The sequence below is a fragment of the Stenotrophomonas nematodicola genome (genome assembly GCF_009467805.1).
Classification (GTDB): domain Bacteria; phylum Pseudomonadota; class Gammaproteobacteria; order Xanthomonadales; family Xanthomonadaceae; genus Stenotrophomonas; species Stenotrophomonas nematodicola.
On the sequence record NZ_WIAY01000003.1, the window covers coordinates 361881 to 378233 of the forward strand.

General features: G+C 62.3%; 14 protein-coding genes. 8 read left to right on the forward strand and 6 right to left on the reverse strand.

What is annotated here, in order from left to right; all coding sequences use genetic code 11:
- Positions 1-7: 7 nt before the first annotated feature.
- The gene (locus tag GDJ08_RS12545; protein WP_153164977.1) at positions 8-862 is read left to right on the forward strand and encodes an FRG domain-containing protein; all 855 of its coding nucleotides are present in this window, start codon (positions 8-10) and stop codon (positions 860-862) included.
- Entirely contained in the window at positions 859-1953 is a 1095-nt protein-coding gene (locus GDJ08_RS12550; protein ID WP_153164978.1) for a DUF262 domain-containing protein, read from the forward strand. Before GDJ08_RS12545 ends, GDJ08_RS12550 begins: the two co-directional genes overlap by 4 nt.
- Before the next feature lie 282 nt (positions 1954-2235).
- Here the strand turns inward: GDJ08_RS12550 and GDJ08_RS20450 are convergent, their stop codons facing one another.
- The 3 genes from GDJ08_RS20450 to aceE all read right to left on the reverse strand — a co-directional run bounded on the left by GDJ08_RS20450 (position 2236) and on the right by aceE (position 8127).
- Positions 2236-2799: a dCTP deaminase gene (locus tag GDJ08_RS20450; RefSeq protein ID WP_423669423.1), complete on the reverse strand. Its 564-nt coding sequence runs from the start codon at positions 2797-2799 to the stop codon at positions 2236-2238.
- A gap of 718 nt (positions 2800-3517) precedes the next feature.
- Positions 3518-5281: an NUDIX hydrolase gene (locus GDJ08_RS12555; RefSeq protein WP_153164979.1), complete on the reverse strand. Its 1764-nt coding sequence runs from the start codon at positions 5279-5281 to the stop codon at positions 3518-3520.
- A 158-nt stretch (positions 5282-5439) separates the two neighbouring features.
- Positions 5440-8127, reverse strand: coding sequence for a pyruvate dehydrogenase (acetyl-transferring), homodimeric type (gene aceE, locus GDJ08_RS12560; RefSeq protein ID WP_017357403.1), 2688 nt, complete (start codon positions 8125-8127; stop codon positions 5440-5442).
- Between the two features lie 481 nt (positions 8128-8608).
- On the opposite strand from aceE, the gene GDJ08_RS12565 reads away from it, so the two are divergent.
- The 3 genes from GDJ08_RS12565 to GDJ08_RS12575 all read left to right on the forward strand — a co-directional run bounded on the left by GDJ08_RS12565 (position 8609) and on the right by GDJ08_RS12575 (position 10492).
- Positions 8609-9112 carry a helix-turn-helix transcriptional regulator gene (locus GDJ08_RS12565; protein ID WP_136003451.1) on the forward strand — a complete coding sequence of 168 codons (504 nt, stop codon included), beginning with the start codon at positions 8609-8611 and terminating at the stop codon, positions 9110-9112.
- Between the two features lie 93 nt (positions 9113-9205).
- Positions 9206-10003, forward strand: coding sequence for a siderophore-interacting protein (locus GDJ08_RS12570; RefSeq protein WP_153164980.1), 798 nt, complete (start codon positions 9206-9208; stop codon positions 10001-10003).
- 57 nt (positions 10004-10060) lie between these two features.
- Complete coding sequence (locus GDJ08_RS12575) at positions 10061-10492, forward strand: hypothetical protein (RefSeq protein ID WP_136003447.1); 432 nt, start codon at positions 10061-10063, stop codon at positions 10490-10492.
- 828 nt (positions 10493-11320) lie between these two features.
- Here the strand turns inward: GDJ08_RS12575 and GDJ08_RS12580 are convergent.
- The 3 genes from GDJ08_RS12580 to GDJ08_RS12590 all read right to left on the reverse strand — a co-directional run bounded on the left by GDJ08_RS12580 (position 11321) and on the right by GDJ08_RS12590 (position 13841).
- Positions 11321-12106, reverse strand: coding sequence for a hypothetical protein (locus GDJ08_RS12580; RefSeq protein ID WP_153164981.1), 786 nt, complete (start codon positions 12104-12106; stop codon positions 11321-11323).
- A 352-nt stretch (positions 12107-12458) separates the two neighbouring features.
- Complete coding sequence (locus tag GDJ08_RS12585) at positions 12459-13169, reverse strand: YceI family protein (protein ID WP_017356632.1); 711 nt, start codon at positions 13167-13169, stop codon at positions 12459-12461.
- A gap of 81 nt (positions 13170-13250) precedes the next feature.
- Positions 13251-13841 carry a malonic semialdehyde reductase gene (locus GDJ08_RS12590; protein WP_153164982.1) on the reverse strand — a complete coding sequence of 197 codons (591 nt, stop codon included), beginning with the start codon at positions 13839-13841 and terminating at the stop codon, positions 13251-13253.
- Between the two features lie 96 nt (positions 13842-13937).
- On the opposite strand from GDJ08_RS12590, the gene GDJ08_RS12595 reads away from it, so the two are divergent.
- From GDJ08_RS12595 to GDJ08_RS12605, 3 genes are read left to right on the forward strand one after another with little or no spacing between them, the layout of a single operon-like run.
- Complete coding sequence (locus GDJ08_RS12595) at positions 13938-14906, forward strand: mitochondrial fission ELM1 family protein (protein ID WP_136007091.1); 969 nt, start codon at positions 13938-13940, stop codon at positions 14904-14906.
- Between the two features lie 37 nt (positions 14907-14943).
- Positions 14944-15807 carry a DUF2145 domain-containing protein gene (locus tag GDJ08_RS12600; RefSeq protein ID WP_153164983.1) on the forward strand — a complete coding sequence of 288 codons (864 nt, stop codon included), beginning with the start codon at positions 14944-14946 and terminating at the stop codon, positions 15805-15807.
- Positions 15808-15841: 34 nt separating this feature from the next.
- On the forward strand, positions 15842-16348 hold the full coding sequence (locus tag GDJ08_RS12605) for a hypothetical protein (RefSeq protein WP_017356636.1): 507 nt from the start codon (positions 15842-15844) through the stop codon (positions 16346-16348).
- Positions 16349-16353: the final 5 nt, after the last annotated feature.

A 16353-nucleotide genomic window follows, 5' to 3' on the forward strand; every position in this document is an offset into this window, starting at 1 on the left:
GGAGTGGATGGCGGTTGTAAATGAAATAGACGTGGTCAGCGTCTGGCAATTTTCTAAAGCCATTGAGGACCTGTTGGCTGCAACCCGAGTGAGGACAGGTCGGGCGTCTGACCACAACTGGTACCGAGGCCACGGACGAGCGCAGACCTTTGTGCTGAAGCCCACTCTGTACCGCCATCCAGATAAAGGCGACCTCGAGGCGCTACTGAACCTAGAGACGAGCCTCGTCAACGCTTTCATGAGCCATCAGCTTCTGCACAGCTTTACGGCAGGAAGTGATCAGTCAGGAAAAATGAATACCCTTTTCTACATGCAACACTACGGGGTCCCTACACGCTTACTCGACTGGACAAACAACCCGCTCATTGCGCTGTACTTTGCCGTTTCAGACGCGCGATTGGATAGGGAGACTGGGAACTACCCAGAACCAGCAGCCGTCTGGGTACTTGATCCCGCCTCTTGGAATGTCAAGGCTCTTGACGGGCTCAGACCACCGCATGGTGCGTTGAACTCAAGCAACCAGAACCTTGAGTCTTACATACCTCGAGCCCCGTGGACTGCATCTGACAGGAAGGGCATGTACGCTGAGCCAGTTGCCATCACGGGTGGCGCGAATACACAGCGTATGCTCGCGCAGAGAGGCGTGTTCACAATGTTTGGTTCGGATATTCGGGCTATGGACGACTTGTACACCGCTAATGATTACCCGGAAGGCTGCCTTACAAAGCTCGTGGTTCCGCCTGACTGCATCGCATCCGTGCTCGGGACCCTGCACGCTATGGGGTATACGGACTCGGTCGCCTATCCGGATTTGCATGGGCTGGCATTGGAGCTAAAGCGACTGAATGGGTTCAACCTATGAGCTACATTCAAGTAGCACAGCATCAGGCGAGGCCGCTTCGTTGGTGGTTCGAGCAGTTCCTTGCCGGAAACCTGGATATGGATCCGCCATACCAACGCCGATCTGACATATGGACAGATCAGAAGAAGGCACATCTCATTGATTCACTGATCAATGATTTCGATGTCCCCAAGTTTTATGTTGCTGACTTCTCACGCGCCCGTTCGCCCCTCAATGTCCAGAAGAAGCCATACGCCATTGTGGACGGCAAACAGCGTTTTGGTGCCATTTTTGACTTTATGCAAGGCAAGATCCAGCTGAATCGCTCTAGCCGGTGGCTTGAGAATCCGCAAGAAGAGATTAAGGGACTGGACTTCTCTGGTCTGCGAGAGAGGTTTCCAGCTCTCGCATCTAAGATTGAGTTTTTTGAGCCAGTCGTCATGAGCATCGCAACTGACGATGACGCTAAGATCTATGAGATGTTTGTTCGGCTGAATAGCGGCGAAGCTGCAAATAGTGCCGAAAGGCGAAACGCTCGCCCTGGCCCAATCCCTGGCATTGTTCGCCAACTAACGGCCCACCCCTTCTTCTCCAATCGCGTCCGATTCAATCGGCGACGCATGCAGGAGTTTAATCTAGCCGCCAAGCTGCTTCTTATCGAAAGCAATGAGGCACTTGTAGACACTAAAGCGAAGAACCTTGACAGGCTCGTTGAGCATGCGGCTGTTGCCGTGCAGGATGCTGACAGCAAGAGTCTCGATGGCGTTCTTCTGAATTACCAAGAGCTTCAAGATCGTGTACTGCAAAACCTCGAACTCCTAGCCGACGCATTTGAAGAGTCAGATGTTCTGCTGTCAAAGGCCGGCAACATCCCAGTCTATTATTGGATAGTTCGGCAGCACCCGGAGGTCGTCGACAACCTCCGCGACTTTATGGCCAGATTTGACGCCAAATTGCAGGCCTCAGTCAAGGCAGGAAGTTCCGGTGGCCGCGCTGATCCCGAGCTGGCACAGTATTACACCTTCGCTCGCTCAACAAACGATCAGGCAAGTCTCCGAGGCCGCTACCATATTCTGGCGAAGTTGCTTCGTGCGGACAAATTGATTAACTAGGCGATGTAGAAGCGGCCCGGAAGGGCTATCTTCCTCTGTCGACGCAAGAGCATTAGATCGCGTAACTAGTTCTCTCGAAGCTTCCACGAGTAGCTTAAGCCGTGTCCGGGATTGCTAGATGCTGCCATAACCTCTGACGGGCGGGGGCTTTGATTATCACACGATAGGACATGCCGATCTTTCTCATAAAGAGACAACTATGGACAGAAATTGCTCTTGCGCTAAGCAATTCTTGGGCCTAGACGGACACTCTAATCCGACCAACGAAACCAGTGCTTTTGACTACCTAGCGGGCTTCCTATCGAAGTTTGAAGGCGTAATTACGTTTCCGGATGCATAGATCCCGCGATAAGAAATGCTAGCCGGCGTCACAAGTCGACCAAGCCTCAGGTGACAGAATTTGACGCCTGGGTACAGCACTATTACGTCTCTCGAAACATTCACTATCTCGAATGTAACTATGGACGGACGATCGGCACCATACGTGGCTGCGACATGATTCGAACCGAGGTTGAGCGAGAGTCCGATACGGGCGTAACACGATAAGACGCTCAACTCGCCGAACAAGGAAGAGCCCAGGCGTATTCTTTCCACCGATTTCGCCAAGATTAGAGTGTTAGGATGCACTGCGTATCCATTCTCCCCAATTACGGCAGATTCATAGAGATCCGACGTATCAGTCTTTCTCGTGTCGACCGTAGCCGGAGCGCCAGTTCGAACAAGAATTGCCGGAGACAGCCTCAGCAAGTAGCTGCATGGCCTCATGCACTCATCATGAAATCCCTCCATTTCGAGCTGGCCTTCTTGCAGCTCCCGACGAATATCCTCGTTGCTTAGTATGGTCATCTCTCCACCACAGTAGAAAAGCAGAAATCCTCATGATCACCAAGTAGCACAGGCGCGCTAGGAGACCTAATTGACACTCGATAGGTGGCTTCCCGAATTATCTCAATCGCCGTGGAGGTAATTATGTAGCTCCCAACACCGCGCCCTTCATGGCGAGCGGCGCGCCTCTTAAGGTCGTCGATACTCCATCGAGTCACCAAAGTATCCTGCTCAAAACCTATCGTGTAACGTGGCGCACGAGTCTTGAAAAGAATCAGTTGACTTGCCGATGTGAGCCTTGCCACATCAGCAGCCAGGTCATCGGTCGTAGGGTGGGCAGCCGATGGCTCCACAAATAGCAGCTTTTTCTGGCAGATCAGAGCCTCTGAGGCAATCTCGTCTATCGGTATCTGTCGCTCATTGACGTCCACGCCATTTGCCGTTGCGAATGCGCAAATGACTGATTGCAATGTAGCGATCTGGCGCCGCGCGCATGCACTAAATTCCGCAACTGAAAGACCGAGATCCTTCGCGAGATTTGTATAGAGGTGTGTTCCAAGTCCACCCGATATTATTACAAATCGCTGTGCTGAATCAGCGCTAGCGATCTCTAGGATTAGACGCTTGTAGAACGAGGCATCGATGCGTAACTCTCGGTAGGCTAGCCATGCAATTTCTGACTTTGGGCCGGACTCTATCATCCCGGCACCTGGCAACCGCAAAACGACAACTGGCCGAATCATCGGATCATTTCCAGCTTGCGGAGCACGCCAACTGCGCCATCCGTTAAGCGTTCCTCCCAATCTTGCAGTTCCACCAAAGGCACCCACTCATGGTGATCAACCTCAGAAGCGTCGGTCCGAATTCGAGACACATCGACCTCACACCTGAAGACGAACCATATATGTGCTGCTGCGCCGTGCCGACATGAATCTGCCAGTTCGAACGGTGCGCATGCGAGTGTGGCAGCCTGCGGAGATACACCCAGCTCCTCTAGGCTTTCCCGAGCGATAGCTTCCGAAGGCCCCTCGCCGTGTTCAACATGGCCAGCCATTATGCTGTACTTGCCGTAATAGAACGCATCAGCTTTCTTGATAAGCAATATCGCACCCGCATCAATGCATATCATTCCGACAGAGATGTGTGCAGTACCTTTGGCAGTCTGGAGCTGGGCCAAGTGCTGATCCGATGCTATGAGATGCTCCAGCTTTCTTAATCGTGAGATTACATCGCGCAAGATCTCGGCGGACAGCGAGGACTTTGCCTTCGCTTCGATCCTTGGCCCGAATTGACAAAGATCATTGGCTGACAGACCAATTGAAACTAGATGTACCGCCAACTCACTGAGGACCCTATTCTTAAGACATTCAAAATCAGCGCGACTTGTTGCTACAGATAGCACTAGCTTGTTCGCCTCGAGACTCTGAAGATCGCGAGCAACTTCTCGAACGAACTCCCCGCGATCCGAATCTAGACCAAACCGATAGAGATTGTTCTGGAAGGAGAGCGATCCGGGCTGGAGCTGAACATACTGATTGACTTCTAAAAGGCGCACTTTGATGCCAGGGTAGCGCTGAGTGAAGAGCTTAATTCTGACCTTGTCCGGACCACCCAGCTTAATAAGCGAATTTAGCGCTGACAAAACACTAATCACTCGCCGCACGTGGTCTGCGGCACGGTGGACCACACCGTCATCTGAAGTAACAACCTGCGAAAAATTCGTACAAAAGTTCGGATTCTCGTACTCAACATCTAGAGATTGCAGCGCGCGGTGAGACAACATCAAAGGCGAGCAAATGTAGAAGGATATCGATTCGACGCTACCCATTACCCCTCTTAGCTGATCCAAGAAGTCCTTTGACAGCTGGGAAGTAGTGGTGAATAGATGAACTCTTTCAGAATTTGATTGGCCAATCTTTCCGATTAGGTCTACATCGGAAACAGTTCGAAGATCATCCCCAATCACATACCCATCAACGTTTGCACATTCTTCTACACGCCTTCGAACGGATGGGAAGTCGGATGAAGCTCTTCCAAGAAGATACAGCCGATAGTCCTTCCAGCTTGTTGCGCGCCTTGCGAGCTCTTTGAGATGAGCAAAGTTCAGTCCAGCTTCCGATTGCAGGCCACCTTTCCGCTGAAGCGCGAGCAGCAGTGCCGCTGAAGCAGCGGGCGAGGCACGCTCGACCACCGCCTTCGTAAACACGTTCGACCTAAAGTAGATGGTCCGGATGACCCAAGAAAAACGACTATAAACGGTAGGAGTCTGGTGGCGGAAATAGCTCAGCACTGCCACGCGCGCAAGTAGGGCACCCGGTTTCAACGGATTACCGAAAGATTCCGATTTAAATATAAGCTTAAACAAAATCTCCGTTAGCAGCGAAAGAAGCACACTTCCCACAAGTGACCTAAACCAGGCGTATCCATCCCAGTAGCTGTAGGCAAGATAAAACGCTAGTGCGCCGATGATCACTGAGATTGTATGTCTGGCACCTCTGGACATCCTTGCCCTCTTCGCAACGCTAACTGAGTTTCAAGATAGTACACGAGAGTTGGGAAAAGCCATTCGACTTGACGAAAAATTCGCTTCTCACTGGAGAGTGCTAGCCAAAAGAAAGGGGTAGTCAAAGACCACCCCTTTTTTGAAATTTATCGCCTATGTCAAACCCCGACAGGATTAGCCTTCTCAGGATCAATCTTGTACTGCTTGATCGCCCGGGCCACATCCTTCCCGGTCATCTTCCCTTCCTTGGCCAGCGCTGCAATCGCGGCGTGCGCGATGTAGTACCGGTCAACCTCGAAGAAGCGGCGCAGGTTGGCGCGGGTGTCCGAGCGGCCGAAGCCGTCGGTGCCCAGGGCGGTGTAGGACATCGGCACGAAGGCGCGGATCTGGTCGGCGTAGGCGCGCACGTAGTCGGTGGCGGCAATGGCCGGGCCCTGGCGGCCTTCCAGCAGCTGCGTCACGAACGGCACGCGCTGGTCGGCTTCCGGGTGCAGGCGGTTCCAACGCTCGGCGTCGAAACCATCGCGGCGCAGTTCGTTGAAGCTCGGGCAGCTCCAGATGTCGGCGGTGACGCCGAAATCCTTCTCCAGCAGCGCGGCCGCTTCAATGGCTTCGCGCAGGATGGTGCCCGACCCCAGCAGCTGCACGCGCAGCTCGCCCTTCTTGGGCTTGCCGGCGTCGGTGAGCAGGTACATGCCCTTGACGATGGACTCCGCTGCACCTTCCGGCATTTCCGGGTGAGTGTAGTTTTCGTTCATCAGGGTGATGTAGTAGTACTCATCGATCTGGTCTTCCATCATGGCCTTGGTGCCGTGCTGGAGGATCACCGTCACTTCGTAACCGAAGGTCGGGTCGTAGCTGCGAACGTTGGGGATGCCGCCGGCGAACAGGTGGCTGTGGCCGTCTTCGTGCTGCAGGCCTTCACCGTTCAGGGTGGTGCGGCCGGCGGTGCCGCCGAGCAGGAAGCCACGGGTACGCATGTCCGCTGCCTGCCAGGCGATGTCGCCCACGCGCTGGAAGCCGAACATCGAGTAGTAGATGTAGAACGGCAGCATCGGCACGTTGGAGACCGAGTAGCTGGTACCGGCCGCCATCCAGGAGCTGATGGCGCCCGGCTCGCTGATGCCCTGCTGCAGCACCTGGCCGCTCTGGTCTTCGCGGTAGAACATGAGCTGGTCGGCATCGACCGGCTTGTACTTCTGGCCGAACGGGGCGTAGATGCCGATCTGGCGGAACAGGCCTTCCATACCGAAGGTACGGGCTTCGTCGGCCACGATCGGCACGATGTGCGGGCCCAGTTCCTTGTCGCGCAGGGTAATGTTCAGGCTCTGCACGAAGGCCATCGTGGTGGAGTAGCTGCGCTCGCCGCTGCTCTTGAGCAGGCGCTCGTAGGTTTCCAGCTTCGGAGCGTTGAAGCTCTTGGTGGCCTTGCGGCGACGCTGCGGCAGGTAGCCGCCCAGCGCGGCGCGACGCTCCTGCAGGTACTGCACTTCCGGCGAATCCGGGCCCGGGTGGTAGAACGGCACCTGGCCGTCGGCCAGCTGCGCGTCGGTGACCGGGATGTTGAAGCGGTCGCGGAAGTGCTTGACGGCTTCGTCGTCCAGCTTCTTGGTCTGGTGGGTGGGGTTGAGCGCCTCGCCGGCGCTGCCCATGCCGTAGCCCTTGACCGTCTTGGCCAGGATCACGGTCGGCATGCCCTTGGTGTTCACGGCCTGATGGTAGGCGGCGTACACCTTGTGCGGGTCGTGGCCACCCCGGTTGAGGCGCCAGATGTCGTCGTCGGACAGGCCGGCCACCATCGCCGCGGTTTCCGGGTACTTGCCGAAGAAATGCTCGCGCGTGTACGCGCCGCCGAAGGCCTTGCAGTTCTGGTATTCGCCGTCGACGGTTTCCATCATCAGCTTGCGCAGGACGCCGTTGGTGTCCTTGGCCAGCAGGGCATCCCAGTAACCGCCCCACAGCAGCTTGATGACATTCCAGCCGCCGCCACGGAACACGCCTTCCAGTTCCTGGATGATCTTCCCGTTGCCGCGCACCGGGCCGTCGAGGCGCTGCAGGTTGCAGTTGACCACGAAGATCAGGTTGTCCAGGCCTTCACGGCCGGCCAGCGCGATGGCGCCGAGGGTTTCCGGCTCGTCGCTCTCGCCGTCACCGATGAAGCACCACACCTTGCGGTCGGACTTCTCGATCAGGCCACGGTTCTCCAGGTAGCGCATGAACTGCGCCTGGTAGATGGCGGCCAGCGGGCCCAGGCCCATCGACACGGTGGGGGTCTGCCAGAAGTCCGGCATCAGCCACGGGTGCGGGTAGCTGGAGAGGCCACCGCCGTCCACTTCCATGCGGAACTTGTCGAGCTGCTGCTCGTCGATGCGGCCTTCCAGGAACGCGCGGGCGTAGATGCCCGGGGCGCTGTGGCCCTGGATGAAGAGCAGGTCGCCCGGGTGGTTGTCGCTCGGGGCGCGCCAGAAGTGGTTGAAGCCCACGTCGTACAGCGTGGCGCCGGAGGCGAAGCTGGCGATGTGGCCGCCCAGGTCGCCCGGCTTGCGGTTGGCACGCACCACGGTGGCCATTGCGTTCCAGCGGATGATGGAACGAATGCGCCATTCCAGTTCGGCGTTGCCCGGGCTCTTGGCCTCCAGGGTCGGCGCGATGGTGTTCACGTATTCGGTGGTGGGAGAGAACGGCAGGTAGGCGCCCGAACGACGGGTCAGTTCCACCATGCCTTCCAACAGTTGATGCGCGCGCTCGGGGCCCTCGACATCAATAACGGCCTTCAGCGACTCGATCCATTCCTGGGTTTCCACAGGATTCGGGTCGTTGTTCAGCACCTCGTTCAACCAGTTCATTTGCGCTCCCATGACCGCACGCACGCGCGCGACTGTTTTAGATTTCTAGCCGCAAAGTGTAGCGCACGATAGGCTTTGCGCACTTCGCTACGCCTGCGTATGGAAGGGCGCGGGGCTGTCCTGGCGGACAGTGCGCGACAGCGCGCGGAGGGCGGCAAGCAGGTTCCACACGCACGCTGAGCATCGGCGAAGGCGATGACACGGCGGCGACGGGAGGACACCGCTGGACAGGCCGCACGCGGGGAATGGCTGTTTTTCAGGCATGCGGCGGGTGTGGGTGGGCCGGGCCCGTGGCCGGTGGGGCGTTGGCGGCCACCGTGGAACCTGGCGCGTGATGGGTTGCCCGCGTCCACTGTTCCATCAGACACACGCACCGTCGCACGGCCGAATGAGCTGAACGCATCCCTGCCGCGCGTGCGCCACTGCTGGCTTGCCGAAGGTTTTCGATATATCGTTCCGCCACTTCATTCGATATATCGAAATGACCTCTGCCCGCGATCTCGACCGCCCTGCCCGCCCACTGACCGCCCGGCCCCTCAGCCGTGGCGACCTGCGGCTGCTGGTGCTGTCACTGCTGGCGGAGCAGCCGCGCCACGGGTACGAGCTGATCCAGCTGATCAGTGACATGTTCGTGCGGGCTTATACGCCGAGCGCAGGCTCGATCTACCCGGTGCTGGCGCAGTTCGAGACGGCTGGCTGGGTGAACGCGGTGGAGGATGGCGGGCGCCGGCGGTATCGCCTGAGCGCGCTGGGCCAGACCCACCTGGCCGCCGAGCGCGAGGAGGTGGACGCGGCGTTGCAGCGCGTGCGCCACAGCGCGCGGGCGATCACCAAGGCCAACCTGCCGCCGGTGGTGCGCGAGGCGCTGCGCGAGCTCAAGCATGCGCTCGGCCTGTGCCACGGGCGCTGGCAGGACGACAGCGCCGCCGAGGTGGCGCAGGCCCTGCGCGAGGCCGCCGCGCGGGTGCGCGAGCAGGCGCGTTGATCCCCCTTCTTCTTTCACGACCCAGCCAGCCTCCGCCCGCCAGGTCCACCCTCCCCTTCGCCGCCGCTGCGGCACCGAAACAGGATTGCTCCGATGGCTCTGCATGAACACCGACTGCTCCGTCATACCGTGAAGTTCCGCCCGCTGCAGGTGCTGCGCACCGAGGAAATCAGCCCGTGCATGCGCCGGGTGATCGTGGGCGGCGAGGCGCTGGCCGGCTTCGATTCGCCCTCGCCGGATGACCACGTGAAGCTGTTCTTCCCCAATGCGGAAGGCCAGTTCGTGGTGCCGACGATGACGCCGGAAGGCCCGCGCTACCCCGAAGGCCAGGTGCCGTCGCCGGCCCGCGACTACACGCCGCGCTGGTGGGACCTGGAGGCCGGGGAGCTGGCGCTGGACTTTGTGATGCACGGGCATGGGGTGGCGTCGAGCTGGGCCGCCAATGCGCAGCCAGGCGATGCGATTGCGGTGGGCGGGCCGCGGGGTTCGCATATGACCGCGCAGGATTTCGACACCTATGTGCTGATCGGCGATGAGACGGCGCTGCCGGCGATTGGTCGCTGGCTGGAGACGCTGCCGGTGACGGCGCAGGCCGATGTGTATATCGAGATTCCCGAATCGGCCGACCGCCAGGCACTGCCTGAGGACGACCGCATCCGGGTGTCGTGGCTGGAGCGCAATGGCTTCGATGCGGTCAGCAGTACGCTGCTGGAGGACGTGCTGACCGATTTCGAGACGCCCGACGGCGACACGTTCTACTGGATCGCGGCCGAATCGCGCCGGGCCCGGATGATGCGCAAGTACATCGAGGGCCATCTGGGGGTGCCGAAGGCGTGGATCCGCTCGACCGGTTACTGGAAGGCCCACGCCGACGAGCACGACGGCGACTGAGCCGCGACGGGCACCGGCCGCGGATGCGACAATCGCATTTTGGGCCGGTGCCTTTCCATGCAAGCAGTTTCTCCTTCGGCACTGGCCGACCTGATCGACCGTGCCGAGCGCGCCGACGCCCCGCTGGATGCCGCGCTGGTGGCGCTGGCACCGTCGGTGGGCGGCAATGTGGCGCCGCTGCGTGCGGCGCTGGTGCCGCTGGCGCAGTCGCAGTTGGCGCTGGTGAAGGCCAATGCCGATATCGCGCTGGTAGCCGATGAGCTGCGCCGCTACCAGAAGTACGCGCTTCCCGGAAAGCCGAGCCTGCAGATCGTGCAGTTGCGCAAGCAGCAGGCAACGGTGAAGCAGGCGGCGCTGATCGCGCGGCAGAATTACGCGCAGGCCACCCATGCATTCCTGCGCGACAGCGGGCTGACGGCCCCGGCACGGCGCACCCCGACCGATTTCACCACGCTGTGGCTGGGCAAGGTCGCTGCCGCGCTCGCGTAAAGCACGGCCGCGCCGGGATGTCGGGCGTAGCGCGATGATGGGCTATCGGTGCCGGAACGGACGGCAGCCGAGCAGAGCTCGGCTCTACGGGGCTGGCGCGCGCAGCGCGACGGTGTCGGTGCCGCACCTGTAGAGCCGGGCTCTGCCCGGCTGTCGCGCGCAGCGCGATGATGGGCTATCGGTGCCGGAACGGACGGCAGCCGAGCAGAGCTCGGCTCTACGGGGCTGTCGCGCGTAGCGCGGTGGTGTCGGTGCCGCACCTGTAGAGCCGGGCTCTGCCCGGCTGTCGCGCGCAGCGCGATGATGGGCTATCGGTGCCGGAACGGACGGCAGCCGAGCAGAGCTCGGCTCTACGGGGCTGTCGCGCGCTGCGCGACGGTGTCGGTGCCGCACCTGTAGAGCCGGGCTCTGCCCGGCTGTCGCGCGCAGCGCGATGGTGGGCTATCGGTGTCGGAACGGACGGCAGCCGAGCAGAGCTCGGCTCTACGGGGCTGGCGCGCGTAGCGCGATGATGGTGTCGGTGCCGCACCTGTAGAGCCGGGCTCTGCCCGGCTGTCGCGCGCAGCGCGATGAAGGGCTATCGGTGCCGGAACGGACGGCAGCCGAGCAGAGCTCGGCTCTACGGAGCTGGGGCGCGTAGCGCGATGATGGTGCCTGCCGCACCTGTAGAGCCGGGCTCTGCCCGGCTGTCGCGCGCAGCGCGATGAAGGGTTAGCGGTGCCGGAACGGACGGCAGCCGAGCAGAGCTCGGCTCTACGGGGCTGGCGGGCGCAGCGCGATGGTGGGTTATCGATGCCGGAACGGACGGCAGCCGAGCAGAGCTCGGCGCTACGGGGCTGGTGGGGTGCGGCGCCAGTTGAAGCGGTGGGCCAGCCATATTTCGAGCAGCACCAGCGCCATGACGATGAGCAGCGGGAGCAGCAGGCCCAGGTACAGGCCGGGCATCATGGAGCTGAGCTGTGCTTTGAGCAGGCGGATCACGCCTTGGGTGTGCAGCAGTTCGTTCATGCGCATGCCGAGGGCTTCGCGGAAGACGGCCTTGTCCACGCCGGTACGGCCGGCCTGCTTGGCCAGGCTGTCTTCGACCCATTCGGACATCAGTGCGCCGCGCAGGCGCTGCAGGCCGCCGCGCGTCCAGCGCATCACCCAGCCTTCGCCCTGCAGGTACTCGGCACCCGGCAACGGGTGGTCGGTGAGGTAGGCATCCACGGCGTCGCGGGCAACCTCATGCACGGTGGCATCGCTGCGCATGAGGGCGGCCAAGGACTGGTCGTCGAGCGAGCGCTCGAACTCCTGCTGCCAGTCGCCGACCAGCGTCTGCAGGTGGGGCTGGAAGTGGTCGATCTGTTTGTAGAGGGCGCGCTGCGCGCCTGCGGCGAAGCCGAGCTGCAGGCCGGTGAAGGCGAAGAACAGGGGCAGTACGACGACGTAACTGGCGATCAACCAGTGATGCCAACGGCGCTGGCGTGCGAGCCAGCGGCGGCGGCGCAGGGCGAACCAGGTGGCGATGCCGAGCAGCAGGCCGATCAGTGTGCCGATGACCGCGCCGCCGATCAGGTCGAGCAGGCTGAGGCCGGTCCAGAATTCCATCATCCAGTACTGTGCGTCTTGCACGTAGGCGTCCTTGATTGCGAAATGCAGCGCTCATTGTAGAGCCGGGCTCTGCCCGGCTGTCGTGCATGGCGCGATGCGAGGTACCGGTTTTGATACGGACAGCAGCCGGGCAAAGCGCGGCTCCAGGCGGCTGTCGCGGGTAGCGCGATGGGGTGCGGAAGGGAGAGCAGCCGGGCAGAGCGCGGCGCTACGGGGCTGTCGCGGGTGGCGCATGGGGTGCGGAACGGAGGGCAGCCAGGCAGAGCCCGGCGCTACGAGGCGGTCGCGGTAGCGCGATGCGATTCGGTGTCGTTTTCAGCAAAAAGCCCGCCGTGCGGCGGGCTTTCTGCATCTCACGACGCGTGGGGAGGGATCACGCGGCCGGCTTTTCGCCGGTGGCTTCGGTGGTGATGCGGATGGTCACTTCATCGCTGACGTTCGGGGCGTATGCGCCCACGCCGAAATCGCTGCGCTTGATGGTGGTGGTGGCATCGAAGCCGGCCGCCGGCACCTTGGCCATCGGGTGTTCGCCGCCGCCGTTGATGGTGACGTCCAGGGTCACCGGCTTGGTGATGTCCTTGATGGTCAGGTCGCCCGTGACGGTCAGCTTGTTGGTGCCGGCAGCTTCCACCTTGGTGCTCTTGAAGGTGGCGGCCGGGAACTTGGCGGCGTCGAAGAAGTCGGCGCTCTTCAGGTGCTCGTCGAACTTGGCGGTGAAGCTGTTGAGGCCGGTCAGCGGCAGCTTCACTTCCACGGTCGACTTGGTGACGTCGGCGGCGTCATACACCAGGGTGCCTTCAGCAGCGCCGAAGTGGGCGCTCGGGTGCGAGAAGCCGAAGTGGCTCCACTGGGCCAGCACGTCGGTGTGGGTCGGGTCGAGCTTGTAGGTGCCCGAGGCGATCTGGATCGCTTCGGCAGCCGGTGCGGCAGCAGCGGCATCGGCAGCCGGGGTGGTGGTTTCGGCAGCAGCAGCGGCCGGCGCCGCGTCGGCGGCCGGGGCGGCGGCGTCGTCGGCCGGCTTGGAGCAGGCGGCGATGGCCAGGGTCAGGGCCAGCGGCAGGAGCAGTTTGCGGGTCACGGTCATGTCAGGTCTCTCTCGGATGCGAAGGGAAGGAAGCATTGCAACCACCCGTCCGCGCGGACGGGCAGGATCCAGCGGAAACGCTTACTCGATGCGGGCCGCTTCGTCGAAGGACAGGCGCGGCAGGCGCGGGAACAGGCCCGACGGGTCACCGTACCCCAGATTGACGAGGAAGTTCGACTTGATGGACGTGCCCTTGAAGAAGGCGTCGTCGACCTTGGCCGGGTCGAAACCGGACATCGGGCCGGCATCCAGACCCAGCGCGCGGGCGGCCAGGATCAGGTAGGCGCCCTGCAGGCTACCGTTGCGGAACGCGGACTCGGTGCGGCCTTCGCGCGGGCCGTCGAACCAGGCCTTGGCGTCGGTGTGCGGGAACAGGTAGGGCAGCTTCTCGTGGAAGTCTTCGTCAAAGGCGATGATGACGGTGACCGGCGCGGCCAGGGTCTTGTCATGGTTGCCTTCGGACAGCGCGGGGGCGAGCTTGGCCTTGGCCTCAGGCGACTTCACGAACACAAAGCGCGCCGGGCTCGAGTTGGCGGCCGTGGGGCCCCACTTCAGCAGCTCGTACAGGGCCTGCAGCTGGCTGTCTTCGACGGGCGTGTCGAGGAAGGCATTCTGGGTGCGGGCGGTACGGAACAACTGGTCGAGCGCAGCATCGTTGAGTACGTGGGACATGAAGCCTCCAGAAAAGGGAATCGGGGCGGATCGGCGAAGGCTGGCAGTGTAGAGTGTCGTGACAGTTGCAACACCCAGCCTGACTGAAACGAATTAATGCCATACGTGAAACGATGGAGTCCTCCCTGGACGATCACTGACGGCCGTGCCGGCAATGTGCGGCAGGCGGTGGCCCTGGCCTCGGCCTTGAAGCTGGGGGCGCATCGTCCGCTGGTACTCAGCCCGCGCGCACCGTGGCGCTGGCTGGCGCCGCGCTGGCTGCCCGGCATGGCACAGGGCTACGGCGAGGCCTTCACGGCGCTGGCCGCCGCGCCGCCGGCACTGGCGATCGGCTGTGGCCGGCAGGCAGCCGGCGCGCTGCGGGAACTGCGGCGGCACGGCAGCAAAGTGGTGCAGATCCTCGATCCGCGTATCGGCGCGCGCCACTGGGATCTGGTGGTGGTGCCCGAGCACGACACCCTGCGCGGCGGCAACGTGCTGACCCTGCTGGGCAGCCTCAATCCGGTCAACGACGACTGGCTGGCCTGTGGCCGTGCCGCGTTCGCCTCTTTCAGTGAACTGCCCGGCCCCCGCACGGCGCTGCTGGTGGGTGGCCCTACCCCGCATGCGCCCTGGCATGAGCCTGACATGGTGCAGGTATTCCAGCAGGTGGCGGCGCAGGTACGTGCCGACGGCGGCAGCCTGCTGGCAACCACGTCGCGGCGCACACCGGCCGCGTTGGTGGGTGCGCTGCGCAGTGCCTTCGCCGATCTGCCGCATGTGATCTGGGGCGACGGCGGCGATGGCGTCAATCCGTATGCCGGGCTGCTGGGCTGGGCCAACCGGGTGGTGGTGTCGCCCGATTCGGTGAACCTGTTGTCCGAAGCGTGCGCCACGCGCATGCCGGTAAGCGTGGCGTTGGCCACGCAGGCGCAGGGCCGCATGGCGCGCTTCCAGCGGGCCTTGCACGAGCGCGGGCGGTTGCAGACGCGCTGGCTGGACTGGCACACCGATGGCCGCATTGAACCGCTGCGCGAGACGGCGCGGATTGCCGCTCAGGTGCGGGAACGGTTGCTGCCGGTATGATGCCGCGGCGGCACGGTGCCGCTGGAGAACACGCCACATGGATGACGCCCGACCCGCGATGACCGCGCGCCTGCACCGTACACTGCTGTGCGCGATGCTGATGGGTGCCGCCGCCATCGCGCAGGCCGAACCAGCGTGCGTGGAACGCTATCCCACCCCGGCCGCGCTGGCGTCGATGTTCGATGTGGCGCTGACGACCACCGAACAGCTCGATGCGCTTGACGGCGTGGACGTCGTGCTTGTCGCGCGCGGCGGGCAGGATCTGAGCCGGTACGGGCTGCGCCACAGCCACGTGGCCTTCCTGGTACGCGAAGACGACGGCCAGTGGCGTGCGGTGCACCTGCTCAATCCGTGCAAGACCGCCCAATCGCATCTGTTCCGCGAGGGGGTGGCCACCTTCATCGGTGAAACCTCCAGCCATACCGACCTGCGTATCGGCGTGCCGACGCCGGCGTTGCGCGATGCGCTCAAGGCGATGCTGACCCAGCCGGCGATCCAGGCACGTGCCCTGCACGAAGCGCGCTACAGCGTGGTGGCCTACCCGTTCCGTACCGAGTACCAGAACTCCAACCAGTGGGTGCTGGAAGTGCTGGGCGCGGCGATGGCGCAGGTGGACGAAGGCACCCTGATCGTCAACCGCACCCAGGCGCAGGCATGGTTGCAGCGGCACAGGTATACGCCCAGCACATTGCACATCGGCGTGGCCAAGCGTCTGGGTGCGCGCTTTTTCGTGCCCAACGCGGCGGTCACCGACCACCCTGCCAGCGAGCGCATCTCCGGCAACTATTCAGTGGTGACGGTGGAGTCGATCTTCGATTTTCTGCAGCAGCGCAGCAGCCTGCAGCAGGAACTGTCGGTGGCGCATGTTCCCGTTGCCGGCATCACGGCACCCAGGCCGTAACCCCCTTCGTTTCATCGTGCCAAGGAGTTCTGTCATGCATCTGTTGAGCAAATCCGCCCTCGCCCTCGCCGTGCTCGGGATGCACGTGTCGGCAGTGCTGCCGGCGCAGGCCGGCAACCTGACGGGCAATCAGCAGTCGGCGGTGAGCGCGGTGGTGAGTGTGTATGCGATTTCGTTCATCGCGGTGTCGCCGGTGCTGCTGGTGGCTGGCGGCTCGAAGGCCGTGGGCGAGAGCACGCGCCGCGAGAAGCCGGCCAAGGCCGCCGCATTGCCGCCAATGGCGGTGCAGGCTGTGGAGCGTCAGCCCGATGGTGGTTATCACGTGGCGCTGCAGCGCCCCGAAGCGCCCGAGCAGAACGCGCTGGTGAATTGGCCGGCGCGCCCGGACAACCCGGCCGCACAATTGAAGGTGGGCGATGTCCTCACCTTTGCGCCGACCGATGCCGGGGCGGGATGGATGGTGCAGGCCGACGACGGTGCTGCCCTCGCCTTCCTGCCGACGCCGGAGGCCGCGGCAACGCAGGCCAGTGAGCGCTGGTGAGCCGC